Source organism: Mesorhizobium sp. B3-1-7 (assembly GCF_006439385.1).
Lineage (GTDB): Bacteria > Pseudomonadota > Alphaproteobacteria > Rhizobiales > Rhizobiaceae > Mesorhizobium.
Genome location: NZ_VFTL01000024.1, coordinates 20,352 through 44,125 on the forward strand (window position 1 = coordinate 20,352; position 23,774 = coordinate 44,125).

Consider the following 23,774-nt stretch of genomic DNA (forward strand, 5'->3'; position numbering starts at 1 on the left):
CTGATCGTGCGCTACCGTGGCTGGCTCGAGCCGGCGCACGGTTCGAGCACGGTGGGTTCGCCGGCTATCTCGCCCAGTTCCCGGCAGCCGGCGGCCGTGCACAGCGTCCAGCCTTCCCCGGTGGCGCCGGACGCCGCGAGCACCAGGCGCGGCTGGGGTCCGATCCGTGGCGCATAGACCCACCAGCCGCTCCGCAGCACCGAGCCCTCCGGCGGCTCCATGCCGGCGCCGGAGCCCTTGACCCGTGCCTCGACAACCCGCAGCCCGGCCGGCGTCACCGTCCAGTCCTCCTGCCAGCGCGTCCGTTCCACCGAATGCGTCCAGGACAGCGTGAAGGCGGCGACGGCGAGCGTCACCGTCTTGCCGGCGGCGAGGATACACAGGCTCATGGAGTGTCGGCGACGGACAGCCGGCGGGCGCGCCAGCAGTGCCAGCCGATCCAGGCCAGCGCCAGCACCCAGCCGGTCTCGTCGGTGAGCGGCAATGCCGCCACCAGGAGCAGGCCGGCGCAGAACGCGACGAGACGCTCCCACCAAGCCATGCGGCGGGCGAGGAAGCCGACGGCGGCGGCGCCCCAGAGCACGATGCCCATGCAGGCCTTGACGACGATGTAGGCGACCTCGACGGGATAGCCGAACGAAGCCGCGATCGGGCCCGCGTCCTGCAGCATCAGCGCCGGCGTGTAGACCGCCATGAACGGCACGACGAAGCCGGCAATGGCGAGCTTGGTGGCCTGGATGCCGATTTTGAGGCCGCTTTCCTTGGCCATGGGTGCTGCGGCAAAGGCGGCGAGCGCCACCGGCGGGGTGAGATCCGCCATGATGCCGAAATAGAAGACGAACATGTGGCTGACCACCAGCGGCACGCCGAGCGACAGCAGCGCCGGGCCGGCGAGCGAGGAGGTGATGATGTAGTTGGGGATGGTCGGAATGCCCATGCCGAGAACCAGGCAGGTGAGCATGGTCAACACCAGCGACAGGAACAAATTGTTCTCGCCGATGGAGATGATCCAGCCGATGAAGGTGGAAGCGATGCCGGTGAGCGTCAGCGTGCCGATGACGATGCCGACGATGGCACAGGCGATGCCAACGGGCAGGGCGTTCTTCGCTCCTTCGGCAAGCGAGTCGACGCAAATGCGCAGCGTCTCGCGCCCGCCTCTGAAGGCGAAGCAGGCGATGACGAGCACCGCGATGACGAGGCTCAGCACATTGACGCCGAAGCGCATGAACGACGCCGCAGCCAGCCCGAGCGCCAGCCAGAAGACGAAGCGGAAGGCGAGCGGCCCGATCAAGGCTGCCAGTGGCGTGCCGAGGATGAGCACGATGGTCAGCGCCAGGCCCATCGTGCCGGCGAAGATCGGCGTGTAGCCGGCAAACAGCAGATAGACCAGCACGGCGAGCGGCAGCACCAGCGGCCAGTGCTTCCTGACCGCTTCCCACGGATTGGGCAATTCCGCCTTGGCCATGCCGTGCAGGCCGGCCTTGCCGGCCTCCAGATGCACCTGCCAGAAGCAGGCGCCGAAATAGAGCAGCGCCGGGATGATCGCCGCCTTGACCACCTCGGCATAAGGGATGTTCAGCGTCTCGGCCATGATGAAGGCGACGGCGCCCATCACCGGCGGCATGATCTGGCCGCCCATCGAGGAGGTCGCCTCGACCGCGCCGGCAAAGGCGGAGCGGAAGCCGAAGCGCTTCATCAGCGGGATGGTGAACTGGCCGCTGGCGACGACATTGGCGACGCCCGAACCGGAGATGGTGCCCATCAGCGCGGAGGACAGCACGCAGACCTGGGCCGGGCCGCCGCGCCACGAGCCGACGAGGCCGAGCGCGAAGTCGTTGAACAGCGCGATCATGCCGGCCCGTTCGAGGAAGGCGGCAAAGACGACGAAGATGAAAATGTAGGCGGCCGAGACATAGACCGGCGTTCCGTATATGCCTTCGGTGCCATAGGCGAAGGTGTCGACCAGCTGCGCGAAATCATAGCCGCGATGGATGAAGGGCGGCGGCAGGTGGTTGCCGACGAAGCAATAGGCGAGGAAGATGAAGGCGATGACCGCCAGCGGCAGGCCCATCAGCCGTCTGGCGGCTTCGAAGACGAGCACCACCAGCAGCGTGCCGACGATCAGGTCCGGCGTGGTGAGGAAGCCGGAGCGGCGGATGAGGTCGGCGTAGAAGACCCAGTTGTAGAGGCCGGTGCCGAAGCCGAGCAGGCCGAGAACCCAGAAGCCAACCTTCGCCGCGGCGCTGCTGGCGCGCAGGTTGGCTATCAGGCCGAAACCGAGCAGCAGCAGGAAGCCGACATGCATGGCCCGCACCACCTGGCTCGGCAAGCTGCCATAGGCGGCGATGTAGATCTGGAAGACGGAAAAAGCGACCGCAATCAGGAAGGCCGCCTTGCCGGCGAGGCCTTCGCCAAAACCGGGCGGCAGGCCTTCGACCTGCTCTTCGGCGACCGGGAGATGGAAAGTGGGCCGGCTGCCGTCGGCTGCCGTTCGAGACGCTGGATCGCTCATCCCATGCGCTCCAGGATGAGCATTGGAAGAGAGGGGGCGCTTGGTGAAGACATGTCGGATTGCCGCGCGGCCCCTCCTATTTCAGCAACCCTTTTTCCCTGTAATATTTCTCCGCGCCGGGATGCAGCGCCACGGGCATGCCGTCCAGCGCCTTGGCCGGATCGATCGCCTTGGCGGCGGCATGCGCGGCAGCCAGCTGGTCGAGATGTTCGAACAGCAGCTTGGTCATCTGGTAGGCGGTCTCGTCGGAGACGTCGGCGCGGGTAATGAGGAAATTGCCGACCGCGGCGGTCGCGACATCTTCCGTCTGGCCCTCATAGGTGCCTTTCGGGATAACCACGGAAAGATAGGGCGCCCCGATCTTGGCGACGTCCTCGGCCGGCACGGCGACGACGTTGATGGGAAGCGAGGTCGCGAGATCGCGGATGGAGGCGACGCCGAGGCCGGCCGACTGCAAGGTGGCGTCGAGCTGGCGGTTCTTGATCAGCTCGACCGACTCGGCGAAGGGCAGATGTTCGACTCGCCCGAGATCCTCGTATTTGAGACCGGCGGCGGCGAAGATGGCGCGCGCGTTGAGCTCGGTGCCGGAGGCAGGCGCGCCGACCGACAGGCTCTTGCCCTTGAGGTCGGCGAGCGTCTTGATGCCGGATTCCTGGCTGGCGACGATCTGGATGTAATTGGGATAGATCGCGGCAATGCCGCGCAGCTTGTCGAGCTTGCCCGGGAAGCCGGCCTCCGTGTTGCCCTCGGCGGCCATCTTGACGGAATCGCCGAGCGCAAAGGCGATCTCGCCCTTGCCCTGCTGCAGCAGGTTCAGGTTCTCGACCGATGCCTTGGTCGCCTGAACCTGGGTGCGCGCGCCCTCGATGCCCTTGCCGTAGATCTCCGACAGCGCGACCCCGAGCGGATAGTAGACGCCCGACGTGCCGCCGGTGAGCACATTGATGAATTCCTGCGCCCCGGCCGTCGCGACACCGAGACCAAGCGACAGCGCCAGCGCGCCGGCGGCAACAAATTTCGTCCTGAAATCGAGCATATGGTTTCCTCCTCCTGAAACGGCCGCGTCGCCTCCCCGGCGCGAAGCTCGTGAGTTTAAACGGGAGGAGCCAAATGCCAACCCGCAATTGCAGACCTTTCTGCTTGACCATGACCTTTTCCAAAACCGGATCCACTTTTTGGAATCATGGTCTGGACGAATGGTTGAGTGGCGGCGAAAAGCGCCGGCTTGCGCTCGCTTGCTTTGGGGACGAAAAGATTTTCGAGGCGCCTGTCGAAATCGGCCGCGGCCGCACGACATAGGTCGGCACGCGACGATGCGGCCTTCAACAAAACGGGAGAAGACCATGCGATACATGCTTTTGATCTACAATGACGAAACCGCGATGGCGAATGCGCCAAAAGAGCAGACCCAGCAGACCCTCGCCGCCTACGGCGCCTATACCGAGGCGCTGAAGAAATCCGGCGCTTATATCGCCGGCGAGCGGCTGCGCCCGACCCAGGCGGCCACCGCGGTGCGGTTGGCCGGCGGCAAGACCAACGTGCTCGACGGCCCCTATGCCGACACCAAGGAGCAGTTGGCGGGTTTCTACATGATCGAGGCGGCCGACATCGACACGGCCATCGAATGGGGCGCGCGTTGTCCCGCGTCCAGCAGCGGCACGGTCGAGGTGCGGCCGATCTGGGAAATGGCCGAGTACATAGCCGCCGCATAGCGAACCCTGTGATGGATGATCGCTCCGAGATCGCGCGGGCGGCGGCCGAGGCGGCGGCCCGGCGCAGCTACGGCAAGCTGGTGGCCTGGCTCGCGGCCCGCACGCGCGACGTCGCCGGCGCCGAGGACGCGCTGGCCGACGCCTTCGCGGCCGCGCTCGAACGCTGGCCGCGAACCGGCGTCCCGGCGGAGCCGGAAGCCTGGCTGCTCGCGGTGGCGCGCCGGCGCGACGTGGACGCGGTGCGGCGGCGGCTGACCGGCGAGGCGGCCCGCGATCATCTGCAGCTGATGGCCGAGGAAATGGAGGCGCGCATGCGCGGCGAGGAGCTGCCCGACGACCGGCTGCGGCTGATGTTTGCCTGCGCCCATCCGGCGATCGAATCGAGCGTGCGCGCGCCGCTGATCCTGCAGGCGATCCTCGGTTTCGACGCCGCGACGATCGCCTCGGCCTTCCTGGTTTCGCCGGCGACGATGGGACAGCGGCTGGTGCGGGCCAAGGCGCGCATCCGCGAAACCGGGATTCCGTTCCGTGTGCCGGAGCAGGCGGAGCTGGGCGAGCGGCTGGGCGCCGTGCTGGAGGCGATCTACGCCACTTTCGCCGAAGGCTGGTCGGACCCGACCGGCACCGACAGCCGGCGGCGCAACCTCGCCACCGAAGGCATCTGGCTTGGACGGCTGGTCGCCTCGCTGATGCCGGACGAGCCGGAGGCGCTCGGGCTGCTGGCGCTGATGCTGTTCGCCGAGGCGCGCCGCTCGGCGAGGCGCGGCCCGCAAGGCGATTTCGTGCCTTTGGCCGAGCAGGATATGGCGCTCTGGGACGACGGCCTGATCGATGAGGCGGAAGCCTTGCTGGTGCGCGCCGCGCAAAGGAGCATCATCGGCCGCTACCAGCTCGAGGCCGCCGTGCAGTCCGCCCATACGGCGCGCCGGCGCGGCGGCGGCACGGACTGGACGGCGATCCGCCAGCTTTACGAAGCGCTGCAGGCCGTGGCCGGCTCGCCGGTGGTGGCGATCAACCGCGCGGTGGCCATCGCCGAAACCGAGGGTGCAACGGCTGGATTGGCGGCGCTTTACGTGCTTGGCGAGGACAAGCGGCTACAGGACTACCAGCCCTATTGGGCCGCTCGCGCCGGGCTGTTGGCCAGGCTCGGCAACATCAAGCAGGCGGCCCAGTCCTACGACCGGGCGATCGGCCTCGAGCGCGACCCGGCGCTGCGGCGTTTCCTGCAGGGCGAGAAGGCGAAGCTTGTTGGGAACTAGAGCAATTACTGGAATGCTCTAGATCGTGATGGCGTTTCGTTGAATCGCCGTCACGATCTAACTTTTTGTTGGACCATGATCTTTCTCCGAAAACCGGTTCCCACTTTTCGGGATCATGCTCTAATTCTTCCAGTTCCGTGAAATCGGCACAAACGCCGGGCATTTGCCGAAGCCTTCCAACCTCGTCATTCCAGGGCGGAGCAGCCGCGAAGCGGCGTCGCGGAGACCCTGGAACCATTCCGTGATCTTGATCGAAGGGTACAGCGGAGCAGAATTCTGCACCGCGGCAACGCTCGTAAGTCACGGCATGGATCCTCGGGTCTGCGCGCGTCGCTTCGCTCCTTGCTCCGCCCGTGGATGACGACCGTGAGGGCGGCTGAAGCCAACCTCCGAGCGCGCCTAAGCGCCCAGCCCGTCGAACAGGATGGTCGAGAGATAGCGCTCGGCGAAAGAGGGAATGACGACGACGAGGTTCTTGCCCTTGTTCTCCGGCCGCGAGCCGACGACGATGGCCGCCTGGAGCGCTGCGCCCGACGAGATGCCGACCGGCACGCCTTCGAGGCGGGCGACGAGACGGGCATTGGCGACCGAATCCTCGTTCGAAACCCTGACGACCTCGTCATAGATCGACGTGTCGAGGATTTTCGGGGCGAAGCCGGCGCCGATGCCCTGGATCTTGTGCGGACCGGGCTGGCCGCCCGACAGCACCGGCGAGGCCTCCGGCTCGACCGCCACGACCTGCAGCGAAGGCTTGCGCTTCTTCAGCACCTGGCCGACACCGGTGATGGTGCCGCCGGTGCCGATGGCGGAAACGAAAATGTCGACTTCGCCATTGGTGTCGTTCCAGATTTCCTCGGCCGTGGTGCGGCGGTGGATTTCAGGATTGGCCGGATTCTCGAATTGCTGCGGGATGATGGCGTTGGGCAGTGTGGCGGCGAGCTCGTCGGCCTTGGCGATGGCGCCCTTCATGCCTTTCGGGCCTTCGGTCAGCACCAGCTCCGCGCCGAGCAGCGCCAGCATCTTGCGGCGCTCGACCGACATGGTCTCCGGCATGGTCAGGATCAGCTTGTAGCCTTTGGCGGCGGCGGCGAAGGCGAGCGCGATGCCGGTGTTGCCGGAGGTCGGCTCGATCAGCGTGGTCTTGCCGGGCGCGATCTTGCCGGCCTCCTCCAGCGCCTCGATCATGGCGACGCCGATGCGGTCCTTGACCGAAGCGATCGGGTTGAAGAATTCGAGCTTGGCCATGAGATTGGCGACGATGCCCTTCTCCCTGGCGAACTTGTCCAGCCTGACCAGCGGCGTGTCGCCAATCGTCTCCGTGATCGAATTGAAGACGCGGCCGCGGCCGGGCACGCGCGCGGAGGTGACGGGCTTGTTCATTGGTTCGCTCCCAAGGCAATGGCATAGGCAAAAACAGAATAGGGCTTTCAGACGCGCAAGATAGGCCGGCGACCGAAAATATCCGAGTGGGGCGGTTGCTCAAAAGCGCCCACGACCGGAAAAGCATTTTCCGCCGCGGCGGGTTTCAGGAATGGTTTGGCTGAATCCGGGACGGGTTGAGATTGGAGCCTACTGCCTCGCCGCGATAGCCGCGGCCGCGCCCATCATGAAACCGGCGGCGGTGCGGTTCAGAACCTTCAGCGCGCGCGGCGATTTCAGGAACCAGCGCGCCTTGGCGGCCAACGCCAGGTAAGGCACCAGCACCACAAACAGCACCGCCACGGTGAGCGTCGCAAGGATGGCGTAGTCGGCGAGCGTGATCGTTTTCAGGTCGATGATGGTCGGCGTGATGGCGAGATAGAAGATCATCGTCTTGGGATTGCCGAGCGTCACGGTCAGCCCGGCGATGAAGCTCGACACGAGACCGCCCTTGGCCTTCCGCGCCTCGACGGTCTCGGGCGTGATGCCGCTGGTCCAGAAGCGCCAGGCGAGGAAGGCGAGATAAGCGACGCCGGCCCATTTGATGGCGAGGAAGACCATGCCGAAGGTCTGGGCGACGAAAGCAAGCCCGAGCACCACGGCGGTGAGATAGGTGAGGTCGCCGAGCATCAGGCCGAACGACATGGCAAGCGAGGACCGGAAGCCGGAGCCGAGCGCGCGGGCGACAAGCGCCGTGACGCCCGGGCCGGGAATGGCGGCGGCGACGCCGAGGGCGGCGCTGTAAGCGAGGAATCCGGTGAGTGTCATGGTTCTGGCCTGGCGTATAGTCCTGCGGGGACCGCTGTCGAGAGCCGGGCTTTTATCATGAAGCCAGTTCGACGGTAATTCCCTCACAATGGGATTCGTTGCGCCAGTTCGACTGGGAGCTGGTTCCTTTGTGGGACGCCGCATACCTTGGAGATCAGTCGAAACGATCAGTCCTGTCGTCATTCCAGGGCGGAGCAAGGAGCGGAGCGACGCGCGCAGACCCTGGAATGACGAGGTTGGGGGAGCTACCCGCCATGCGTAATGCGCCAGATGGTGCCGTTGCCGTCCTCGGTGAGGATCAGCGCGCCGTCCCTGGCTACGGCGACACCGACCGGCCGCCCCCAGACCGCGTCGTCGGAAATGACGAAGCCGGTTGCGAAATCCTCGTATTCGCCGGTCGGCTTGCCGTCCTTGAATCTCAGCCGCACCACCTTGTAGCCGGTGCGGACGTTGCGGTTCCACGAGCCGTGCAGCGCGACGAAGGCATCGCCCTTGTAGTCAGCCGGGAAATTGCCGCCGTCGTAGAAGGCGATGTTGAGCGGCGCCGAATGCGCCTGGATCAGCACATCCGGAACCGTGACCTTGCCGGCGAGGTCGGGGCGCGCGCCCTTGTGGCGCGGGTCCTCGTTGTCACCGATGTAATACCATGGCCAGCCATAGAAGGCCCCGTCCTTCACGGCGGTCGCGTATTCGAAGGGGATGTTGTCGCCAAGCTCGTCGCTCTCGTTAACGACGCACCAGAGCGCGCCCGTCGCCGGCTGCACGGTCATGCCGGAGCAGTTGCGCAGGCCGGTGGCGACGGTCCTGCGGTTGTTGCCGTCGGGATCGAAGGCCAGCACGTCGGCGCGGCCCTGTTCAGGACCCCAGGCCTCGCCCAGCGGCTGCGATTTCGCCCACGCCTCGACACCGCCCTTCGGCTTTGCGCCCATGTCCTCGGCGATGTTGGAGCCCGAGCCGACCGACAGATAGAGCGTCTTGCCGTCGGGCGAGAAGGCGATGTCGCGCGTCCAGTGATGACTGGCGGGGATCTTTGCGACGATGGTCTCCGGCTTGCCGGACGCCTCGAGGTCGCCGTCGCGATAGGCAAAGCGGACGACGCTGTTGCTGTTGGCGACATAGACCCATTGCGGCTTGTTGCCCGGCGGATAGAAGGCGATGCCGTAGGGCCGGGTTAGGCCCTTGGCGAAGACCGACTTCTGCGCGGGCTTCGCGCCGCCTTCCGCAAGGCGATAGACGCGGACCTGGTTCGCCCGGCTGTCGGCAACGAAGAGGTCGCCGTTCGGCGCCACGCGCACGACGCGCGGACTGTCGACGCCGGATGCGATCAGCTCGGCGGAAAAGCCGGGCGGAAGTTTTGGCTTGGCACCTTCGGGGCGATCGGTGACGCCGCCGCCGTTCGAGGCGGACTCCGTCACATCGGGTTTCGGCAAATCCTCAGGTTTCAGCAGCCGGCGCACGCCGGGGCGGTCGACCTTCCAATCGCCGAAGGCCTTTTCACCGCTGAGCAGGGGTTGATCGGCCTGCTGCGCAAAGGCGCCGGTGGCAAAGACCAGCGCGAGGCCCGCAAGGCCGGCGATCCGCATCATTGCTGTCCTCCGTCGTCTGCCAGCGCGCCTCAATCGATCAGGCGCCCAGAGCCAGGACATATTGGGCAAACGATCGAAAAGAGAAGCTTGCGCACGCGGATTTGACGGGCCTCGGGCTCAGGCCTCTTCGGCATCCAGATCGTCGTCGAGGCGCTTTTCCAACTCGACGAGGTCCGCCGGCAAGGGAAGACCCATTGCGCGCATCTCCCGCAATTTCTCGCGCAGCTGCTCCTGGATCTCGTGCTCGTCCTCGGGCTGGTTCACCATCTCCTCAAGCAGCAGGCTGATCTGGGCCTTGAGCGATTCCAGCGCCATGTTTTTCTCCTTTGCACCCTCAGGTGTGTCGAGATTCAGGTCGGGCCGACATCACCTGTATACCGATACACCTAGCGCAGCATTCGTGAAATCAGCTGCGCGGTGTAATCGACCATCGGCACGATGCGGGCGTAGTTCAGGCGGGTCGGGCCGATGACGCCAAGCGCGCCGATGACGCGGGCGTCCTTGTCGCGATAGGGCGCAACGACCAGCGACGAGCCGGACAGCGAAAATAGCTTGTTCTCCGAGCCGATGAAGATGCGCACGCCAGGTCCTTCCTCGGCGAGGTCGAGCAGCTGCAGCAGCCCGTCCTGCGTCTCCAGATCCTCGAACAGATGACGCAGGAGCTCGAGATCGGCCTGGGCGGTGACGTTTTCCAGGAGGTTGGCGCGGCCGCGCACGATGAGGCGCGCCGGCAGGCCGCTCTCGGCGCCGGCCCATACCGCCAGCCCCTTCTCGACCAGATCCTGCGACAGCGTGTCGAGCGCCGTTCTGGTCTCGTCCTTGATACGGGCGATCTCGATGCGCGCCTCGGCAAGCGTGCGGCCCCTGATATGGGCGTTGAGGAAGTTCGAGGCCTCGTGCAGCTGCGAGACGGTGATGCCGGCCGGCAGGTCGACGACGCGGTTCTCGACATCGCCGTTCTGCGACACCAGCACGGCAAGCGCCTTGGTGGGCTCGAGCTGGATGAATTCGATGTGCTTCAGCGCCACCTCGTTCTTGGAGGCGAGCACGAGGCCGGCGCCGCGCGACATGCCGGACAGCATCTGGCTGGCCTCGGTCAGCATATGCTCCAGCGTCGCGCCAGAGCCGGAGGCGCGCACCTGCGCCTCGATGACGCGGCGCTCGTCGTCGGAAAGGTCGCCGAGCTCCATGAAGGCGTCGACGAAAAAGCGCAGGCCGGTCTGGGTCGGCAGGCGGCCGGCGGAAATATGCGGCGCGTAGATCAGGCCCAGATGCTCGAGATCGCTCATCACGTTGCGGATGGTGGCGGGCGACAGCGAGGAGGGCAGGATGCGCGACAGGCTGCGCGAGCCGACCGGCTCGCCGTCGCGCAGATAGGAATCGACAATCCGCCGGAAGATATCGCGCGAGCGCATGTCGAGTGATTGAAGTACCGGCGACTGCGACGTCGGATCGACTGGTTTGTTCATTCCGGCGAGAAACCTCCTTCCGAAAGATATAGACTTAAGCCACAGCGGCGCAACCCGGTGCCGCGTTTGCGGTCACGGCACCGCGTTTGCGGTCGCTCGGCCCGTTTTCCTGCGCGGCATCCTTTTCCTTTGCGACTTGCCCCGCATGCGTCTACAAGCCGGCCACGATTCCGCAAAACGACAAGAAAGAAGGCCGAATGCGCCCCTCCAAACGCCAAGCCGACGAAATGCGCGCCATCTCCTTCGAGCGTGGCGTCTCCAAGCATGCCGAAGGCTCGTGCCTGGTGAAGTTCGGCGACACGCATGTCTTGTGCACGGCGAGCCTGGAGGAAAAAGTGCCGTCCTGGATGCGCAATTCCGGCAAGGGCTGGGTGACGGCGGAATACGGCATGCTGCCGCGCTCGACCGGCGAGCGCATGCGGCGCGAGGCCTCCGCCGGCAAGCAGGGCGGCCGCACGCTGGAGATCCAGCGGCTGATCGGCCGTTCGCTGCGCGCCGTGGTCGACCTGCAGGCGCTGGGCGAGCAGCAGATCACCGTCGATTGCGACGTCATCCAGGCCGATGGCGGCACCCGCACCGCCTCGATCACCGGCGGCTGGGTGGCGCTCTACGATTGCCTGCGCTGGATGGAAGCGCGCCAGATGGTGAGCGTCTCCAAGGTGCTGAAGGACCATGTCGCGGCGATTTCCTGCGGCATCCATGACGGCCAGCCGGTCATCGATCTCGATTACCTCGAGGATTCCTCGGCCGGCACCGACGCCAATTTCGTCATGACGGGCAAAGGCGGCATCGTCGAGATCCAGGGTACGGCGGAAGGCGAGCCCTTTTCCGAGGAGCAGTTCGCGGCGCTGATGGGGCTGGCGAAGAAGGGTATCTCGCGGTTGGTGAGCTTGCAGCAGATGGCGGTGGCCTGACGTTGAATGCGATGAGGTCGGCGATCCTTCACACCCCCCTCTGGCCTGCCGGCCATCTCCCCCGCAAGGGGGGAGATCAGGTGTTGTCTCGGCCTTCGCCAATCTCCAGCGCTGAAAGGTTTGCGGCGGCGCCGAAGCTGCTGATCTCCCCCCTTGCGGGGGAGATGGCCGGCAGGCCAGAGGGGGGTGCCTCGTGACTCCCTCGGCAATTTTGGAATCGGCGCTCTATGTGATGGATCTCAATGCCGCCGAAGCCTTCTACCGCGACATCATCGGCCTCGAAGCCTTGGGCAAGATCGAAGGCCGCCACGTCTTTTTCCGCTGCGGCAACGGCGTATTGCTTCTCTTCAACGCGGAGGCGACGAAAATCCCGCCGGCGCCCGACGCCAGGCTGAAGGTGCCGCCGCACGGCACGGCCGGCGAAGGGCACCTCTGCTTCGCCGCGACCGCCGATGAGATCGCCGCATGGCGCAGGCATCTCGCGGCCAGGAACATCGCCATCGAAAGCGATTTCGAGTGGCCGCAGGGCGGGCATTCGATCTATATCCGCGACCCGTCGGGCAATTCGATCGAGTTCGCCGAGCCAAGGATCTGGGGTTTTTGATGCATTCCCTGAATGGACAGAAGATCGTCGTCGCCAGCCACAATGAAGGCAAGCTGCGCGAATTCGCCGACCTGATGGCGCCGTTCGGCTTCGAGGCGAAATCGGCCAAGGAATACGGCCTGTCCGAACCCGACGAGACCGGCACCACCTTCGAGGAGAACGCCTATATCAAAGCATACGCAGCCGCCAAGGCCACCGGCCTGCCGGCGCTGTCGGACGATTCAGGCCTCTGCGTCGACGCGCTCGACGGCGCGCCGGGGGTCTACACCGCCAACTGGGCCGAGAAGCCCGATGGCAGCAGGGATTTCGGCATGGCCATGCAAAAGACGGAAACGGCACTGCAGGAAGCCCGCGCGACCGAGCCCGTCCAGCGCACCGGCCGCTTCGTCGCCGTCATCTGCCTGGCATTTCCGGACGGCGAAGCCGAATATTATCGCGGCGAAGCGGAAGGCACGCTCGTGTGGCCGCCGCGCGGCACGCTCGGCTTCGGCTACGATCCGGTGTTCCTGCCCAACGGTTTCGACAAGACTTTCGGCGAGATGAGCGCGGAAGAAAAGCATGGCTGGAAGCCCGGCCAGGCGACGGCGCTGTCGCACCGCGCCCGCGCCTTCCAGAAATTCGCGCAAGCGCGCCTGGATTTGGCACGTCTGGATTTGGCACGCCTGGATCTGGCGCGACCAGGATCGGCATGAGCGCGGTCACCATACCGCTCGACCGGAGCCCCGGCTTCGGCGTCTACATCCACTGGCCGTTCTGCGCGGCCAAGTGCCCTTACTGCGACTTCAACAGCCATGTCCGCCACCAGCCGGTCGACCAGGAACGCTTTGCCCGCGCCTTCGAGACCGAGCTTGCGACCATGCGCGACCGCACCGGGCCGCGCGAGGTGACCAGCATCTTCCTCGGCGGCGGCACGCCGTCGCTGATGAAGCCGCAAACCGTGGCGGCGGTGCTCGACGCCGTTGCGAAGAACTGGACGGTGCCAGCCGGCATCGAGGTGACGCTGGAGGCCAACCCGTCCTCGGTCGAGGCCGAGCGTTTCCGCGGCTACCGCGCCGCCGGCGTCAACCGCGTGTCGCTAGGCGTGCAGGCGCTCAACGACAAGGATCTGCGCTTCCTTGGCCGGCTGCACAATGTCGAGGAGGCGCTGCACGCCATCGGCCTGGCGCGTGAGATTTTTCCGCGTCTGTCCTTCGACCTGATCTATGCGCGGCCCGGCCAGGCGCCCGAGGCGTGGCGAGCGGAGCTGGAGCAGGCGATCGGCTACGCCGTCGACCACCTGTCGCTGTACCAGCTGACCATCGAGGAGGGCACGCCCTTCCACGCGCTCTACGCGGCGCGGAAATTCACGCTGCCCGACAACGACCACGCCGCCGACCTCTATGCGCTGACGCAGGAGGTGACGGCGGCGCATGGGCTGCCGGCTTACGAGATTTCCAACCACGCCCAACCCGGCGCCGAGAGCCGGCACAATCTGACCTATTGGCGCTACGGCGAATATGTCGGCGTCGGGCCGGGCGCGCATGGCCGCTTCGTCGAGAACGGCCGCCGCACGGTGACGATAGCGGAAAGAATGCCGGAAACCTGGGCCAATCTGGTCGAGGCCAGAGGGCACGGCGTCACCGGCGGCGAGATTTTGACGCGTTCCGAAGAGGCGGACGAGTTCCTGCTGATGGGCCTGCGACTGGCCGAAGGCATCGACCTGCAGCGCTACGAGGCGCTCGCCGGGCGCGGTCTTTCGAGCGCGCGGCTCTCGGTGCTGCAGGAGGAGGGACTGGTGGCGCCGGTCGGCAACGCCCGGCTGCGTGCCACGACCGCCGGCATGATCGTGCTCGATGCGGTGGTGGCGGATCTGGCGCGGTAGAGCAGCGGCCAACGGATTTGTCAGTCTGTACGATGATGCTAGATATTCGGATTGCCTAGCCGAATGCCACGCATCCAATGGGACGTGCAATGAAGTTCCTGATCCATGAGACGCTGCGAACTTTAAACACGGATGACGTTTTTGAGTTTGGATTGACCGAGATTTCGAAGTCCCGTGAGTATCCAGATCTCTATGAAGCAGTGATCGTGTTCGCAAGGAACCAAAAATCGAAAAAGCATAAAACATCGGGCTTGAGCGAGTTTGATGTTGTGCGCAACTTCATGACCTATGTTGGGATAAATTTGAGGGCGGTCGCAAAAGACGATTCGATAGAATTCGACCTAAACGGACTCACTCTCGATCAGTACATACCTCTGACCAAGACGATCCGAGATATGTGGGATGAATAACTGCGGCGAATCAAGAGTGGCAGGTCTTGAAGAACGTCCTCTTCGTCTGCACCCAGAACCGCCTGCGTAGCCCCACCGCCGAGCAGGTGTTTTCCAAACGCCGCGACATCGAGGTCGAATCGGCCGGCACCAATCACGACGCCGACAACCCGCTGACGCATGAGATGGTCGCCTGGGCCGACATCATCTTCGTGATGGAGAAGGCGCACCGCGCCAAGCTGCAGAAGAAATTCCGGTCGAGTCTGAAGGGCGCCAGGGTGATCTGCCTCGACATTCCGGACGATTACGACTTCATGGACCCGGAGCTGGTGCGGTTGCTGGAAGAGAGGGTCAGCAGGTACCTCTGAAGATGTGGCGCTTCCCGCGCGTTCGTCATTCTCGGGCTTGACCCGAGAATCCATGCCGTGACCGGTGCGAAGGGCACGGCGGTGCAGAATTCTGCACCGCTGGCAGAACGTCGATGTAACGGCATGGAGTCCAGGGTCTGCACGCGTCGCTTCGCTCCTTGCTCCGCCCTGGAATGACGAGGCGCGAGGTCGCAAAGGTTGCCGTTAGTTCAAGCGTCGTGCTTCTGGCGGTGCTTGCCACGGTGCTTCTCGCCATGCGCCTCGCCGTGGCGGACAGGCTTCTGGTCGGCCTTGTCGCGGCGCGCGCCGGACTCGGCGGCGATGGGGTGTGGAGGGATGCCCTCGCGGGCGGTCTTGCTTTCAAGTCGGCTGATAAAAATATCGAAGCGATTGGGCATCGTTCGGTCCTGCCTCCTCCCGGGGAATCAGGGGTTAAATTCGCCGATGTGGGTTTCGTTCCGCACTGTGGCAAAGGCATGGCGATTTCCTCACGCCGACCTCACGTTTTGCAACGGGGCGCCAGCCATGCCAAACAGACTTGGTTCTTTCGCAATTCCGGACGGAAAACCGCGACGCACTTTTCCTGGAATTGCTCGGAATGAGGGGCATGCGGTGATCGGCGACAAACGCAGCTATCTGATCGGACAGAGCGAGATCGCGGCGCGGGCGCTTCAGCCGGCGCTCTATCTGGTGGCGACGCCGATCGGCAACCTGGCCGACATCACGCTGCGCGCGCTGGAGACGCTGGCCGCCGCCGATATCGTCGCCTGCGAGGACACGCGCGTCTCGCGCGTGCTGCTGGAGCGCTACGGCATCCGTCGCCGCACCACCGCCTATCACGAGCACAATGCGAGCGAGGCGGGGCCGAAGCTGATCGAGGCGCTGGCGGCCGGGCAGAGCGTGGCGCTGATCTCGGACGCCGGCACGCCGCTGGTCTCCGATCCGGGCTACCGGCTGGTCGGCGAAGCGCTGGAACAAGGTATTCGTGTGGTGCCGATCCCCGGGCCTTCGGCGGCGCTCGCGGCCCTGACCGCTTCCGGCCTGCCGTCCGACGCCTTCCTGTTCGCCGGGTTCCTGCCGGTGAAGACCGGGCAGCGGCTGACCAAGCTCGAAACGTTCAAGGCGGTGCCGGCGACGCTGATCTTCTTCGAATCGCCGCGACGGCTGGCGGAGACGCTTGGCGCCATGGTGGAGGCGCTCGGCGGCGACCGCAAAGCCGCCATCGGCCGCGAGCTGACCAAGACGTTCGAGGAGATGCGCACCGGCACGCTTGCCGAGCTGGCCGACCATTATGCCGCGGCCGACACGCCGAAGGGCGAGATCGTCATCTGCGTCGGCCCGCCGGAGGCGGCGGTGGATCAGCCGGCCGACATCGACCGGCTCCTGCTCTCGCTTGCCGCCGAAATGCCGGCCTCGAAGGCCGCGGCCGAAGCGGCGAAAATGACCGGCGGGCAGAAGCAGGCGCTTTACCGGCGGCTGCTGGAGCTGAGGGACAGACCATGATCCCAAAAAGTGGAACCCGGTTTTTGGAAAAGATCATGGTCAAACAAAGAGATGCCTGAGCGCACGGCCGGCCACCGCCGAAAAGCCTATCGGCGCGGGCATCGCGGCGAATGGCTGGCGGCGCTGGCGCTGATGCTGAAAGGCTACCGCATCCTTGCCCGCCGCCACCGCACCAGGCTCGGCGAGATCGACCTGATCGCCAGGCGCGGCGACCTCGTGCTGTTCGTCGAGGTCAAGGCGCGCCGCACGCTGATCGAGGCGATGGAAGCGATCGGCCGCGAATCGGAGCGCCGGATCGAGGGCGCCGCGGATTTGTGGCTGTCGCGCCAGCCGGATTATGGCAGGCTTTCGATGCGTTTCGACATGGTTGCGGTGCTGCCCTGGCGCTGGCCGGTACATGTCGAGAACGCGTTTTATGGGAGGAATTGATCCCCTTCGTTCGTCATCCTAGGGTGGAGCAGTCGCGAAGCGACGTCGCGGAAACCCTAGGATCCATGCCGTGACCTAGACGCGCTGCCACCGTGCAGAATCTGGATCAAAGAGCGTCGCGTCTAACGAAAGCTATTCGCGACCGCCGCGTTCTACGGTCCGCGTCACGGCATGGATCCTCGGGTCTGCGCGCGTCGCTTCGCTCCTTGCTCCGCCCGTGGATGACGAAGGCGTTTGGTGCGCCGCCTTAGTGTAATCATCCCCAGACCATCAGGGCCACCAGGCCGAGCCCGCCCACCACCAGCCGCCACCAGCCGAACAGCGAATAGCCGTTGCGCGAGACGTAATCGAGCAGGAAGCGCACCACGATCAGCGCGGTGACGAAGGCGGCGATGAAGCCGACGGCGATGATCGGCAGGTCGGACGAGGTCAGCACATTGCGGTTCTTGAAAAGGTCGAAGGCGAAGGCGCCGACCATGGTGGGCATGGCGAGGAAGAAGGAGAATTCGGCCGCCGCTCGCTTGTCGACGCCCATCAGCAGCGCGCCGACGATGGTCGAGCCGGAGCGCGAGGTGCCGGGGATCAGCGACAGGCACTGGAACAGGCCGATCTTCAGATAAAGGCTGGTCGGAAAGAGCTCGACGTCGTGATGGACCGGCTTGAAGTTGATGCGGTCGACGACGAGCAGCACGACGCCGCCGATGATCAGCATGATGCAGATCAGCTGCGGCGATTCGAACAATATGGTCTTGATGAAATCATGCGCCAGCGCGCCGATGACCGCCGCCGGCAGGAAGGCGATCAGGATGCCGATGACGAAATGCCGGGTCTGCGGATCGCTGGGCAGTTTGATCAGCATCTGCCAGAGCTTGCTGAAATAGACGCTGAGGATCGCCAGGATCGCGCCGAGCTGGATCAGGATCTCGAAGGCCTTGCCGGTGGAATGGAAGCCGAGGAAATGGCCGGCAAGCAGGATGTGGCCGGTCGACGACACCGGAATGAACTCGGTCAGGCCCTCCAAAAGCCCAAGCAGCAGCGCTTCGACGATGGTCTGGCTTTCCATGGCAACCTCTGATCTCGGATGACGGCTAGAGCACGACGCCTAAAAGTGTGAAGCGGTTTTCGGACGACATCATGCTCCAAGGGAAGGGCTTGCTTGTCATGGGGCGGAAGTGTCCCTATAGGTCGCAACACCCATGACAGCCCCAGGAATCGGGCGGCCAAGACTTACCGGCGCGGTCGGCCAATTGCCAGTGCGCCTTTTCATCGCGGAACCATGCTGACGCTTTTCCATCATCCCATGTTCGCCACCTGCCGCTTCGCGCGCCTCGCCTTCGGCGAGTATGGCGAGGAACTGGCGCTGATCGAGGAAAAGCCGTGGACGCGGCGCAAGGAGTTTTTGGCGCTGAACCCGGCCGGCACGCTGCCGATCCTGCTTGCCGAAGGCGACGTGCCGATCGTCGGCGCCATGGTGATCGCCGAATATCTCGACGAGACGCGAGGGGTCTTGAAGCGCGACAAGCGGCTGTTCGCCGAGGACCCGATGCAGCGCGCCGAGATCCGCCGGCTGACCGATTGGTATCTGAGCAAGGCCGAAAGCGAAGTGACGCGGCATCTGGTGCGCGAGCGGGTGCTGAAGCCGGTCATGCCGGAGACCGCCGGCGGCGGCTCGCCGGACTCGGCGGCGATCCGCGCCGCGCGCGCCAACATCCGCCAGCACATGAAATACACCAACTGGCTGGCCGGCACGCGCCATTGGCTGGCCGGCAACAAGGTGACCTATGCCGACCTCGCGGCGGCGGCGACGCTTTCGGTGCTCGATTATCTCGGCGAGATCGACTGGCGCGAGCATGCCGCCGCGCGCGAATGGTACACGCGGGTGAAATCGCGGCCGTCGTTCCGGCCGCTGCTTTCCGACCGGGTGCGCGGCCTGTCGCCGGTGTCGCATTATGCGGACCTCGATTTCTGAGAACCTGCGCGCGCTGATCGACGCCGAGGCGCGCCGCGCCGGCTTCGAGGCAGTCGCCGTGACCCGGCCGGACGCGATCCCGCTGGCGCCGGCGAGACTCGCCGAATTCGTATCCGACGGTTTCCACGGCTCGATGGAGTGGATCGCCGAGACGGTTCAGCGGCGGGCCGAGCCCTCGACGCTGTGGCCGGAGGTGCGTTCGATCATCGTGCTGGCGATGAATTACGGCCCGGACCGCGATCCGCGCGATATCCTCGCGAAGTCCGACCGCGGCGCGATCTCGGTCTATGCGCAAAACCGGGACTACCACGATGTGATGAAGGGCCGGCTGAAGGAGATCGCCGGCAAGATCGTCGCGCGCGCCGGCGGCGACGTAAAAGTGTTCGTCGATACCGCGCCTGTCATGGAAAAACCGCTGGCGGAAGCCGCCGGGCTCGGCTGGCAGGGCAAGCACACCAATCTGGTCAGCCGCGCGCATGGCTCGTGGCTGTTCCTCGGCACCATCTTCACCACCGCAGAGCTTGAACCGGACCAGGCCGAGATAGACCATTGCGGCTCCTGCCGCGCCTGCCTCGACGCCTGCCCGACCGACGCGTTCCCGGCGCCTTATCGTCTCGACGCGCGGCGCTGCATCTCCTACCTGACCATCGAGAACAAGGGGCCGATCCCGCGCGAGTTCCGCGACAAGATCGGCAACCGCATCTATGGCTGCGACGACTGCCTGGCCGCCTGTCCGTGGAACAAATTCGCCAGCATGGCTTCGGAGGCGAAGCTTGCGGCGCGCGCCGATCTGCGCGAGCCGAAGCTGTCGGAAATGTTGCTTCTCGACGACGCGGGCTTCCGGTCATTCTTCTCGGGCTCGCCGGTCAAGCGCATCGGCCGCGACCGTTTCATCCGCAACGTGCTGATCGCCGCCGGCAATTCGGGCGATGCATCGCTAACGCCCATTGTGCGCCGCCTGCTCGACGATGCCTCGCCGCTGGTGCGGGGTGCGGCAATCTGGGCCCTGTCGCGATTGCTGTCGGATCGCGAATTTGGCGACCTCGCCGCCACGGCATCGAAGACCGAAACGGAGGCGACGGTCCGCGAGGAATGGCTGGCGGCGCCGGCGAATCCGGCGAAGGCCGATTGAAGGGGGTTCATCGATGGGCGAAAGACGCTTCTTCATCTTCGGCGCCGGCTATTCGGCCAAGGCTTTCGCGCTGGCCAACGCGCACCGCGCGCCGGTCTTTGGTACGACCCGGGCGCCGGAAAAGTTCGAGGCGCTGCGGTCGGCCGGCATCGAGCCGCTGCGGTTCGACGGCGCGCTGTCGCCCGAGCTCAGCGATGCGCTTGCACAGACCACGCATCTCATCGTCTCGGTCGCCCCCGACGACGCCGGCGACCCGGTGCTCAACGCCACCGGCGAGACGATCCGGGCAAAGATGCCGGCGCTCGAATGGATCGGCTATCTCTCGACCGTCGGCGTCTATGGTGACCATGGCGGCGCCTGGGTCGACGAGACCAGCGCTTGCCGCCCGGTGTCGAGGCGCTCGGTGATGCGGGTGGCGGCCGAACAGGAATGGCTGACGCTTGGCCGGGAGATCGGCAAACCGGTGGCGATCCTGCGGCTTTCCGGCATCTACGGACCGGGCCGCAACGCGCTGGCCAATCTCGAGGACGGCACGGCGCGGCGGCTGGTCAAGCCGGACCAGGTGTTCAACCGCATCCATTGCGACGACATCGCCGGCGCGCTTTGGCTTCTGGCTGAAAACAATCTCGGCGGCATCTTCAACGTCACTGATGACGAGCCGGCGCCGCCGCAGGATGTCGTCGCCTATGCCGCCAGGCTGATGGGCGTCACGCCGCCGCCGGAAATTCCCTTCGAGACCGCCCAACTTTCGCCCATGGCGCGGTCTTTCTATGGCGAGAACAAGCGCGTCGCGAATCAGGCGATCAAGGCGGCCGGCTATCGCTTCCGGTTTCCGAACTATCGGATGGCGCTGGAGCGGATGTGGGCCGAGGGCAACTGGCGGAACGGAGCGCCGCGCAGCCCGATCAGAGCATGATCCCGAAAAGTGGGAAGCGGTTTTCGGAAAAGATCATGCTCCAACAAAGAGTTAGATCAGGATGACGATTCAACGAACGTCATCCTGATTGTGAGGATGCCGAAAGTGTGAAACGGGTTTTCGCACGACATTCATCCTTCTTTGATTCAGAGCCGCATGATCGATGCGGGACGCGCGACGTGGTACGATTCGTTCCTGATCGGGTTCGCCTGACCGGGCGGCAAATCGATAGACTGGAGAGGGACCCAGCCGGATGAATTTGCGATCGCTGCCTGACCGCAAACCGTTCCTGACCGCGGCGCTGGCGCTGGTGACGCTGGCGGCGCTGGCGGCTGCCGCCATTTCAGCCGAACCCCGCGCGAAGGACCTGTTCGGCGCCCGGAAACTGCCGGCCGTGGCACCCGCGCAATCCTTCGGCTTCTACTCCAAGGGCTGCTTCACCGGCGGCGTGGCGCTGCCGATGGACGGGCCGACCTGGGAAGTGATGCGCCCGTCGCGCAACCGCCGCTGGGGCCATCCGGCGATGATCGCGCTGATCGAGAAGCTTTCGCGCGACGCGGTAGCCGATGGCTGGCCGGGGCTTCTGGTCGGCGACGTCTCGCAACCGCGCGGCGGACCGATGATGACTGGCCATGCCTCGCACCAGATCGGTCTCGACGCCGACATATGGCTGACGCCGATGCCAACGCGGCCGCTGACCATGGCGCAGCGCGAATCGATGAGCGCGACGCTGATGGTCGACGACAAGACTCATCTGGTGAAGGACGCGCTGTGGACGCCGGCGCATACGCGGCTTTTGAAGCGCGCGGCGAGCTATCCGGAGGTCGAGCGCATCCTGGTCAATGCCGGTATCAAGAAGAAGCTCTGCGACACCGTCACCGGCGATCGCTCCTGGCTGCGCAAGATTCGGCCATTCTGGGGCCATGACTATCATTTCCACATGCGCATCGGCTGCCAGCCGGGCTCGCCTTTCTGCAAGGCGCAGGAGACGACGCTGGAGGACGATGGCTGCGGCAAGCCGCTGGCATGGTGGTTCACCGAGGAGCCGTGGCGGCCGAACAAAAACCCGGACGCACCCAAGGCGCGCGACGTGATGACGATGGCCAATCTGCCGAAGCAATGCCAGGACGTGGTCAATGCGCCGGACGCGCCTTCGCTGGAGGCGGTGACCTATCATGGCGTCGGCGCAGCGGTCGCCGTGGCCGAGCCGCAGCCGACCGAGCCGGCGGAGATGATCTCCAGCGGCAACACCTCGGTTCCGTCGGCGGCAAGCGCCTTCGCGCCGACGCCCAAGATCGGCATCCCGTTGCCGCGCCCACGGCCGGGGAACTAGTTTCCCAGCACAGGGATTTTGACCGGTCGGCTCTGTTTGCGTTGGCAGGTGGCATGCGTTGGAGATTGGCCGAAACGCCCATCGCGATCGTCATTCTAGGGCAGAGCAGGAGCGAAGCTCCGTCGCGAAGACCCTGGAATCCATGCCGTTACCTTCGCCAAGGAGTGCGACGGAGCAAAATTCTTCACCGTGGCAACGCTTCCAAGTCACGGAATTGATTCTATGGTCTGCGCGCGTCGCTTCGCTCCTTGCTCCGCCATAGAATGACGAGGTTGGGGCGGCTTCAACCAATCCCCGGCGTTTGCGCTGATTCACGGAAATGAATGGAAAGTCCTGCACCAAGACAAACGGCAACCTTTCAAAATCCCTGTGTCGGGGAACTAGCGCGGTCTCACCGTTCACGGAAGCGGCGAAACGCCCTATTTCTTTGCTTTGACGCAATTCCGGACGGAAGGTTACGGCGAAGGCGCCGAGCTTAACCGCTCACACTTTTCCTGGAATTGCTCCAAGGCGCAAGCGGGCTTCCCCTTTGCGGGCTCATGCGCTAGTCAATCGATTGAAATGGGCGATGGAAACGGCACAGCGGCGCCGCAACGAGGACGATCAAGAGCATGGCAGGCGAGAACGAGACAGGGCTGCGGTTTCCGGTCCTGATCGGCGATATTGGCGGCACCAATGCGCGCTTCTCGATCGTGCTCGACGCCAATTCGGAAGCGACCGAGCCGCAGATCGTCCAGACGGCTAATTTCAAGACCATCGACGAGGCGATCCAGGCGGCGGTGCTCGACCGCTCGTCCATCCAGCCGAACTCGGCGGTGCTGGCGATCGCCGGGCCGGTCGACGGCGACGAGATCCCGCTCACCAACTGCCCCTGGGTGGTGAAGCCCCGGCAGATGTTCGCCCATCTGGGCCTGAGCGAGGTCGTCGTGCTCAACGATTTCGAGGCGCAGGCGCTGGCCGTGGTGGCGCTCGGCGAAGAGCATATGGAAAAGATCGGCGGCGGCACGCCGGAACCCAATGCGAGCCGGGTCGTGCTTGGCCCCGGCACCGGCCTTGGCGTCGCCGGGCTGATCCATGCGCTCAACCACTGGATCCCGGTACCGGGCGAGGGCGGGCATATGGATATCGGCCCGCGCACGCCGCGCGACTTCGAGGTGTTCCCGCATATCGACAAGCTCGAAGGCCGCATCTCCGGCGAGCAGATCCTGTGCGGACGCGGGCTGGTCAACGTCTATCGCGCCGTCGCCAGGACGGACGGCAAGCCGACGCCTTTCACGACGCCGGCCGAGGTCACGGCGGCCGCGCTTGCCAAATCCGATCCGGTGGCAGAGGAGGCGCTGGCGCTGTTCGTCACCTGCCTCGGCCGCACCGCGGGGGATCTCGCGCTGGTGTTCATGGGCCGCGGCGGCGTGTTCCTGACCGGCGGCATCGCGCAGAAGATCGTGCCGGCGCTGAAAGCCGGCAATTTCCGCGCCGCGTTCGAGGACAAGGCGCCGCACAGCGCGCTGATGCGCGAAATGCCGGTCTATGTGATCACCCATCCGCTGGCGGCGCTGCTCGGGCTCGCCGCCTATGCCAGGACGCCTTCGCTGTTCGGCGTGCAGACGGCGGGCCGGCACTGGCGGGCTTGA

At 65.3% G+C, this 23,774-nt stretch carries 25 protein-coding genes; 15 read left to right on the forward strand and 10 right to left on the reverse strand.

The window, feature by feature from the left end:
• Positions 1-11 precede the first annotated feature (11 nt).
• The 3 genes from FJ417_RS19940 to FJ417_RS19950 form a co-directional block, all read right to left on the reverse strand.
• Positions 12-389 carry a DUF1850 domain-containing protein gene (locus FJ417_RS19940; protein WP_140784681.1) on the reverse strand — a complete coding sequence of 126 codons (378 nt, stop codon included), beginning with the start codon at positions 387-389 and terminating at the stop codon, positions 12-14.
• Positions 386-2,512 (reverse strand): TRAP transporter permease, encoded by a 2,127-nt coding sequence (locus FJ417_RS19945; protein ID WP_140784682.1) that lies wholly within the window; start codon positions 2,510-2,512, stop codon positions 386-388. Before FJ417_RS19945 ends, FJ417_RS19940 begins: the two co-directional genes overlap by 4 nt.
• Before the next feature lie 76 nt (positions 2,513-2,588).
• Positions 2,589-3,548, reverse strand: coding sequence for a TAXI family TRAP transporter solute-binding subunit (locus tag FJ417_RS19950; RefSeq protein ID WP_140784683.1), 960 nt, complete (start codon positions 3,546-3,548; stop codon positions 2,589-2,591).
• A 307-nt stretch (positions 3,549-3,855) separates the two neighbouring features.
• Between FJ417_RS19950 and FJ417_RS19955 the strand changes: the two genes are divergently transcribed.
• On the forward strand, positions 3,856-4,224 hold the full coding sequence (locus FJ417_RS19955; protein WP_140709420.1) for a YciI family protein: 369 nt from the start codon (positions 3,856-3,858) through the stop codon (positions 4,222-4,224).
• Between the two features lie 11 nt (positions 4,225-4,235).
• A complete protein-coding gene (locus tag FJ417_RS19960; protein WP_140784684.1) occupies positions 4,236-5,483 on the forward strand; it encodes an RNA polymerase sigma factor in 1,248 nt (415 codons plus the stop codon).
• Positions 5,484-5,882: 399 nt separating this feature from the next.
• On the opposite strand, the gene cysK is transcribed toward FJ417_RS19960, so the two are convergent.
• The 5 genes from cysK to hrcA all read right to left on the reverse strand — a co-directional run bounded on the left by cysK (position 5,883) and on the right by hrcA (position 10,725).
• The gene (gene cysK / locus FJ417_RS19965; protein WP_140645934.1) at positions 5,883-6,863 is read right to left on the reverse strand and encodes a cysteine synthase A; all 981 of its coding nucleotides are present in this window, start codon (positions 6,861-6,863) and stop codon (positions 5,883-5,885) included.
• 189 nt (positions 6,864-7,052) lie between these two features.
• A complete protein-coding gene (locus FJ417_RS19970) occupies positions 7,053-7,670 on the reverse strand; it encodes a LysE family translocator (RefSeq protein WP_140784685.1) in 618 nt (205 codons plus the stop codon).
• A 245-nt stretch (positions 7,671-7,915) separates the two neighbouring features.
• The gene (locus FJ417_RS19975) at positions 7,916-9,256 is read right to left on the reverse strand and encodes a sorbosone dehydrogenase family protein (RefSeq protein ID WP_140784686.1); all 1,341 of its coding nucleotides are present in this window, start codon (positions 9,254-9,256) and stop codon (positions 7,916-7,918) included.
• A 117-nt stretch (positions 9,257-9,373) separates the two neighbouring features.
• Positions 9,374-9,571 (reverse strand): hypothetical protein, encoded by a 198-nt coding sequence (locus FJ417_RS19980; protein ID WP_095767926.1) that lies wholly within the window; start codon positions 9,569-9,571, stop codon positions 9,374-9,376.
• A gap of 71 nt (positions 9,572-9,642) precedes the next feature.
• The gene (gene hrcA / locus FJ417_RS19985) at positions 9,643-10,725 is read right to left on the reverse strand and encodes a heat-inducible transcriptional repressor HrcA (protein ID WP_140658212.1); all 1,083 of its coding nucleotides are present in this window, start codon (positions 10,723-10,725) and stop codon (positions 9,643-9,645) included.
• 197 nt (positions 10,726-10,922) lie between these two features.
• Between hrcA and rph the strand changes: the two genes are divergently transcribed.
• From rph to FJ417_RS20020, 6 genes are all read left to right on the forward strand, one after another.
• A complete protein-coding gene (rph, locus tag FJ417_RS19990; protein ID WP_140658214.1) occupies positions 10,923-11,639 on the forward strand; it encodes a ribonuclease PH in 717 nt (238 codons plus the stop codon).
• Between the two features lie 193 nt (positions 11,640-11,832).
• Entirely contained in the window at positions 11,833-12,243 is a 411-nt protein-coding gene (locus FJ417_RS20000; RefSeq protein WP_140784687.1) for a VOC family protein, read from the forward strand.
• Entirely contained in the window at positions 12,243-12,935 is a 693-nt protein-coding gene (rdgB, locus tag FJ417_RS20005; RefSeq protein WP_140784688.1) for an RdgB/HAM1 family non-canonical purine NTP pyrophosphatase, read from the forward strand. The genes FJ417_RS20000 and rdgB overlap by 1 nt, the downstream gene beginning before the upstream one ends.
• Positions 12,932-14,104, forward strand: a complete 1,173-nt coding sequence (hemW, locus tag FJ417_RS20010) for a radical SAM family heme chaperone HemW (protein WP_140784689.1) — start codon at positions 12,932-12,934, stop codon at positions 14,102-14,104. Before rdgB ends, hemW begins: the two co-directional genes overlap by 4 nt.
• An 89-nt stretch (positions 14,105-14,193) precedes the next feature.
• Positions 14,194-14,514 carry a hypothetical protein gene (locus tag FJ417_RS20015; protein ID WP_140711216.1) on the forward strand — a complete coding sequence of 107 codons (321 nt, stop codon included), beginning with the start codon at positions 14,194-14,196 and terminating at the stop codon, positions 14,512-14,514.
• 26 nt (positions 14,515-14,540) lie between these two features.
• Entirely contained in the window at positions 14,541-14,861 is a 321-nt protein-coding gene (locus tag FJ417_RS20020; protein ID WP_140784690.1) for a low molecular weight protein tyrosine phosphatase family protein, read from the forward strand.
• A 209-nt stretch (positions 14,862-15,070) separates the two neighbouring features.
• On the opposite strand, the gene FJ417_RS20025 is transcribed toward FJ417_RS20020, so the two are convergent.
• Positions 15,071-15,259: a hypothetical protein gene (locus FJ417_RS20025; RefSeq protein WP_095767932.1), complete on the reverse strand. Its 189-nt coding sequence runs from the start codon at positions 15,257-15,259 to the stop codon at positions 15,071-15,073.
• A gap of 214 nt (positions 15,260-15,473) precedes the next feature.
• Between FJ417_RS20025 and rsmI the strand changes: the two genes are divergently transcribed.
• Entirely contained in the window at positions 15,474-16,364 is an 891-nt protein-coding gene (gene rsmI / locus FJ417_RS20030; RefSeq protein WP_140784691.1) for a 16S rRNA (cytidine(1402)-2'-O)-methyltransferase, read from the forward strand.
• Between the two features lie 51 nt (positions 16,365-16,415).
• Positions 16,416-16,793 (forward strand): YraN family protein, encoded by a 378-nt coding sequence (locus FJ417_RS20035; protein ID WP_140784692.1) that lies wholly within the window; start codon positions 16,416-16,418, stop codon positions 16,791-16,793.
• A 256-nt stretch (positions 16,794-17,049) separates the two neighbouring features.
• Here FJ417_RS20035 and FJ417_RS20040 read toward each other — a convergent pair whose 3' ends face one another.
• Positions 17,050-17,856 (reverse strand): undecaprenyl-diphosphate phosphatase, encoded by an 807-nt coding sequence (locus FJ417_RS20040; protein WP_140784693.1) that lies wholly within the window; start codon positions 17,854-17,856, stop codon positions 17,050-17,052.
• A 213-nt stretch (positions 17,857-18,069) separates the two neighbouring features.
• Here FJ417_RS20040 and FJ417_RS20045 point away from each other — a divergent pair, with 213 nt between their 5' ends.
• From FJ417_RS20045 to FJ417_RS20065, 5 genes are all read left to right on the forward strand, one after another.
• Positions 18,070-18,762, forward strand: a complete 693-nt coding sequence (locus tag FJ417_RS20045) for a glutathione S-transferase family protein (RefSeq protein WP_140645947.1) — start codon at positions 18,070-18,072, stop codon at positions 18,760-18,762.
• The gene (queG, locus tag FJ417_RS20050; protein WP_140784694.1) at positions 18,743-19,894 is read left to right on the forward strand and encodes a tRNA epoxyqueuosine(34) reductase QueG; all 1,152 of its coding nucleotides are present in this window, start codon (positions 18,743-18,745) and stop codon (positions 19,892-19,894) included. Before FJ417_RS20045 ends, queG begins: the two co-directional genes overlap by 20 nt.
• A 13-nt stretch (positions 19,895-19,907) precedes the next feature.
• On the forward strand, positions 19,908-20,810 hold the full coding sequence (locus FJ417_RS20055; protein ID WP_140784695.1) for an SDR family oxidoreductase: 903 nt from the start codon (positions 19,908-19,910) through the stop codon (positions 20,808-20,810).
• Between the two features lie 253 nt (positions 20,811-21,063).
• The gene (mepA, locus tag FJ417_RS20060; protein ID WP_140784696.1) at positions 21,064-22,143 is read left to right on the forward strand and encodes a penicillin-insensitive murein endopeptidase; all 1,080 of its coding nucleotides are present in this window, start codon (positions 21,064-21,066) and stop codon (positions 22,141-22,143) included.
• 611 nt (positions 22,144-22,754) lie between these two features.
• Positions 22,755-23,774 (forward strand): glucokinase, encoded by a 1,020-nt coding sequence (locus FJ417_RS20065; RefSeq protein ID WP_140784697.1) that lies wholly within the window; start codon positions 22,755-22,757, stop codon positions 23,772-23,774.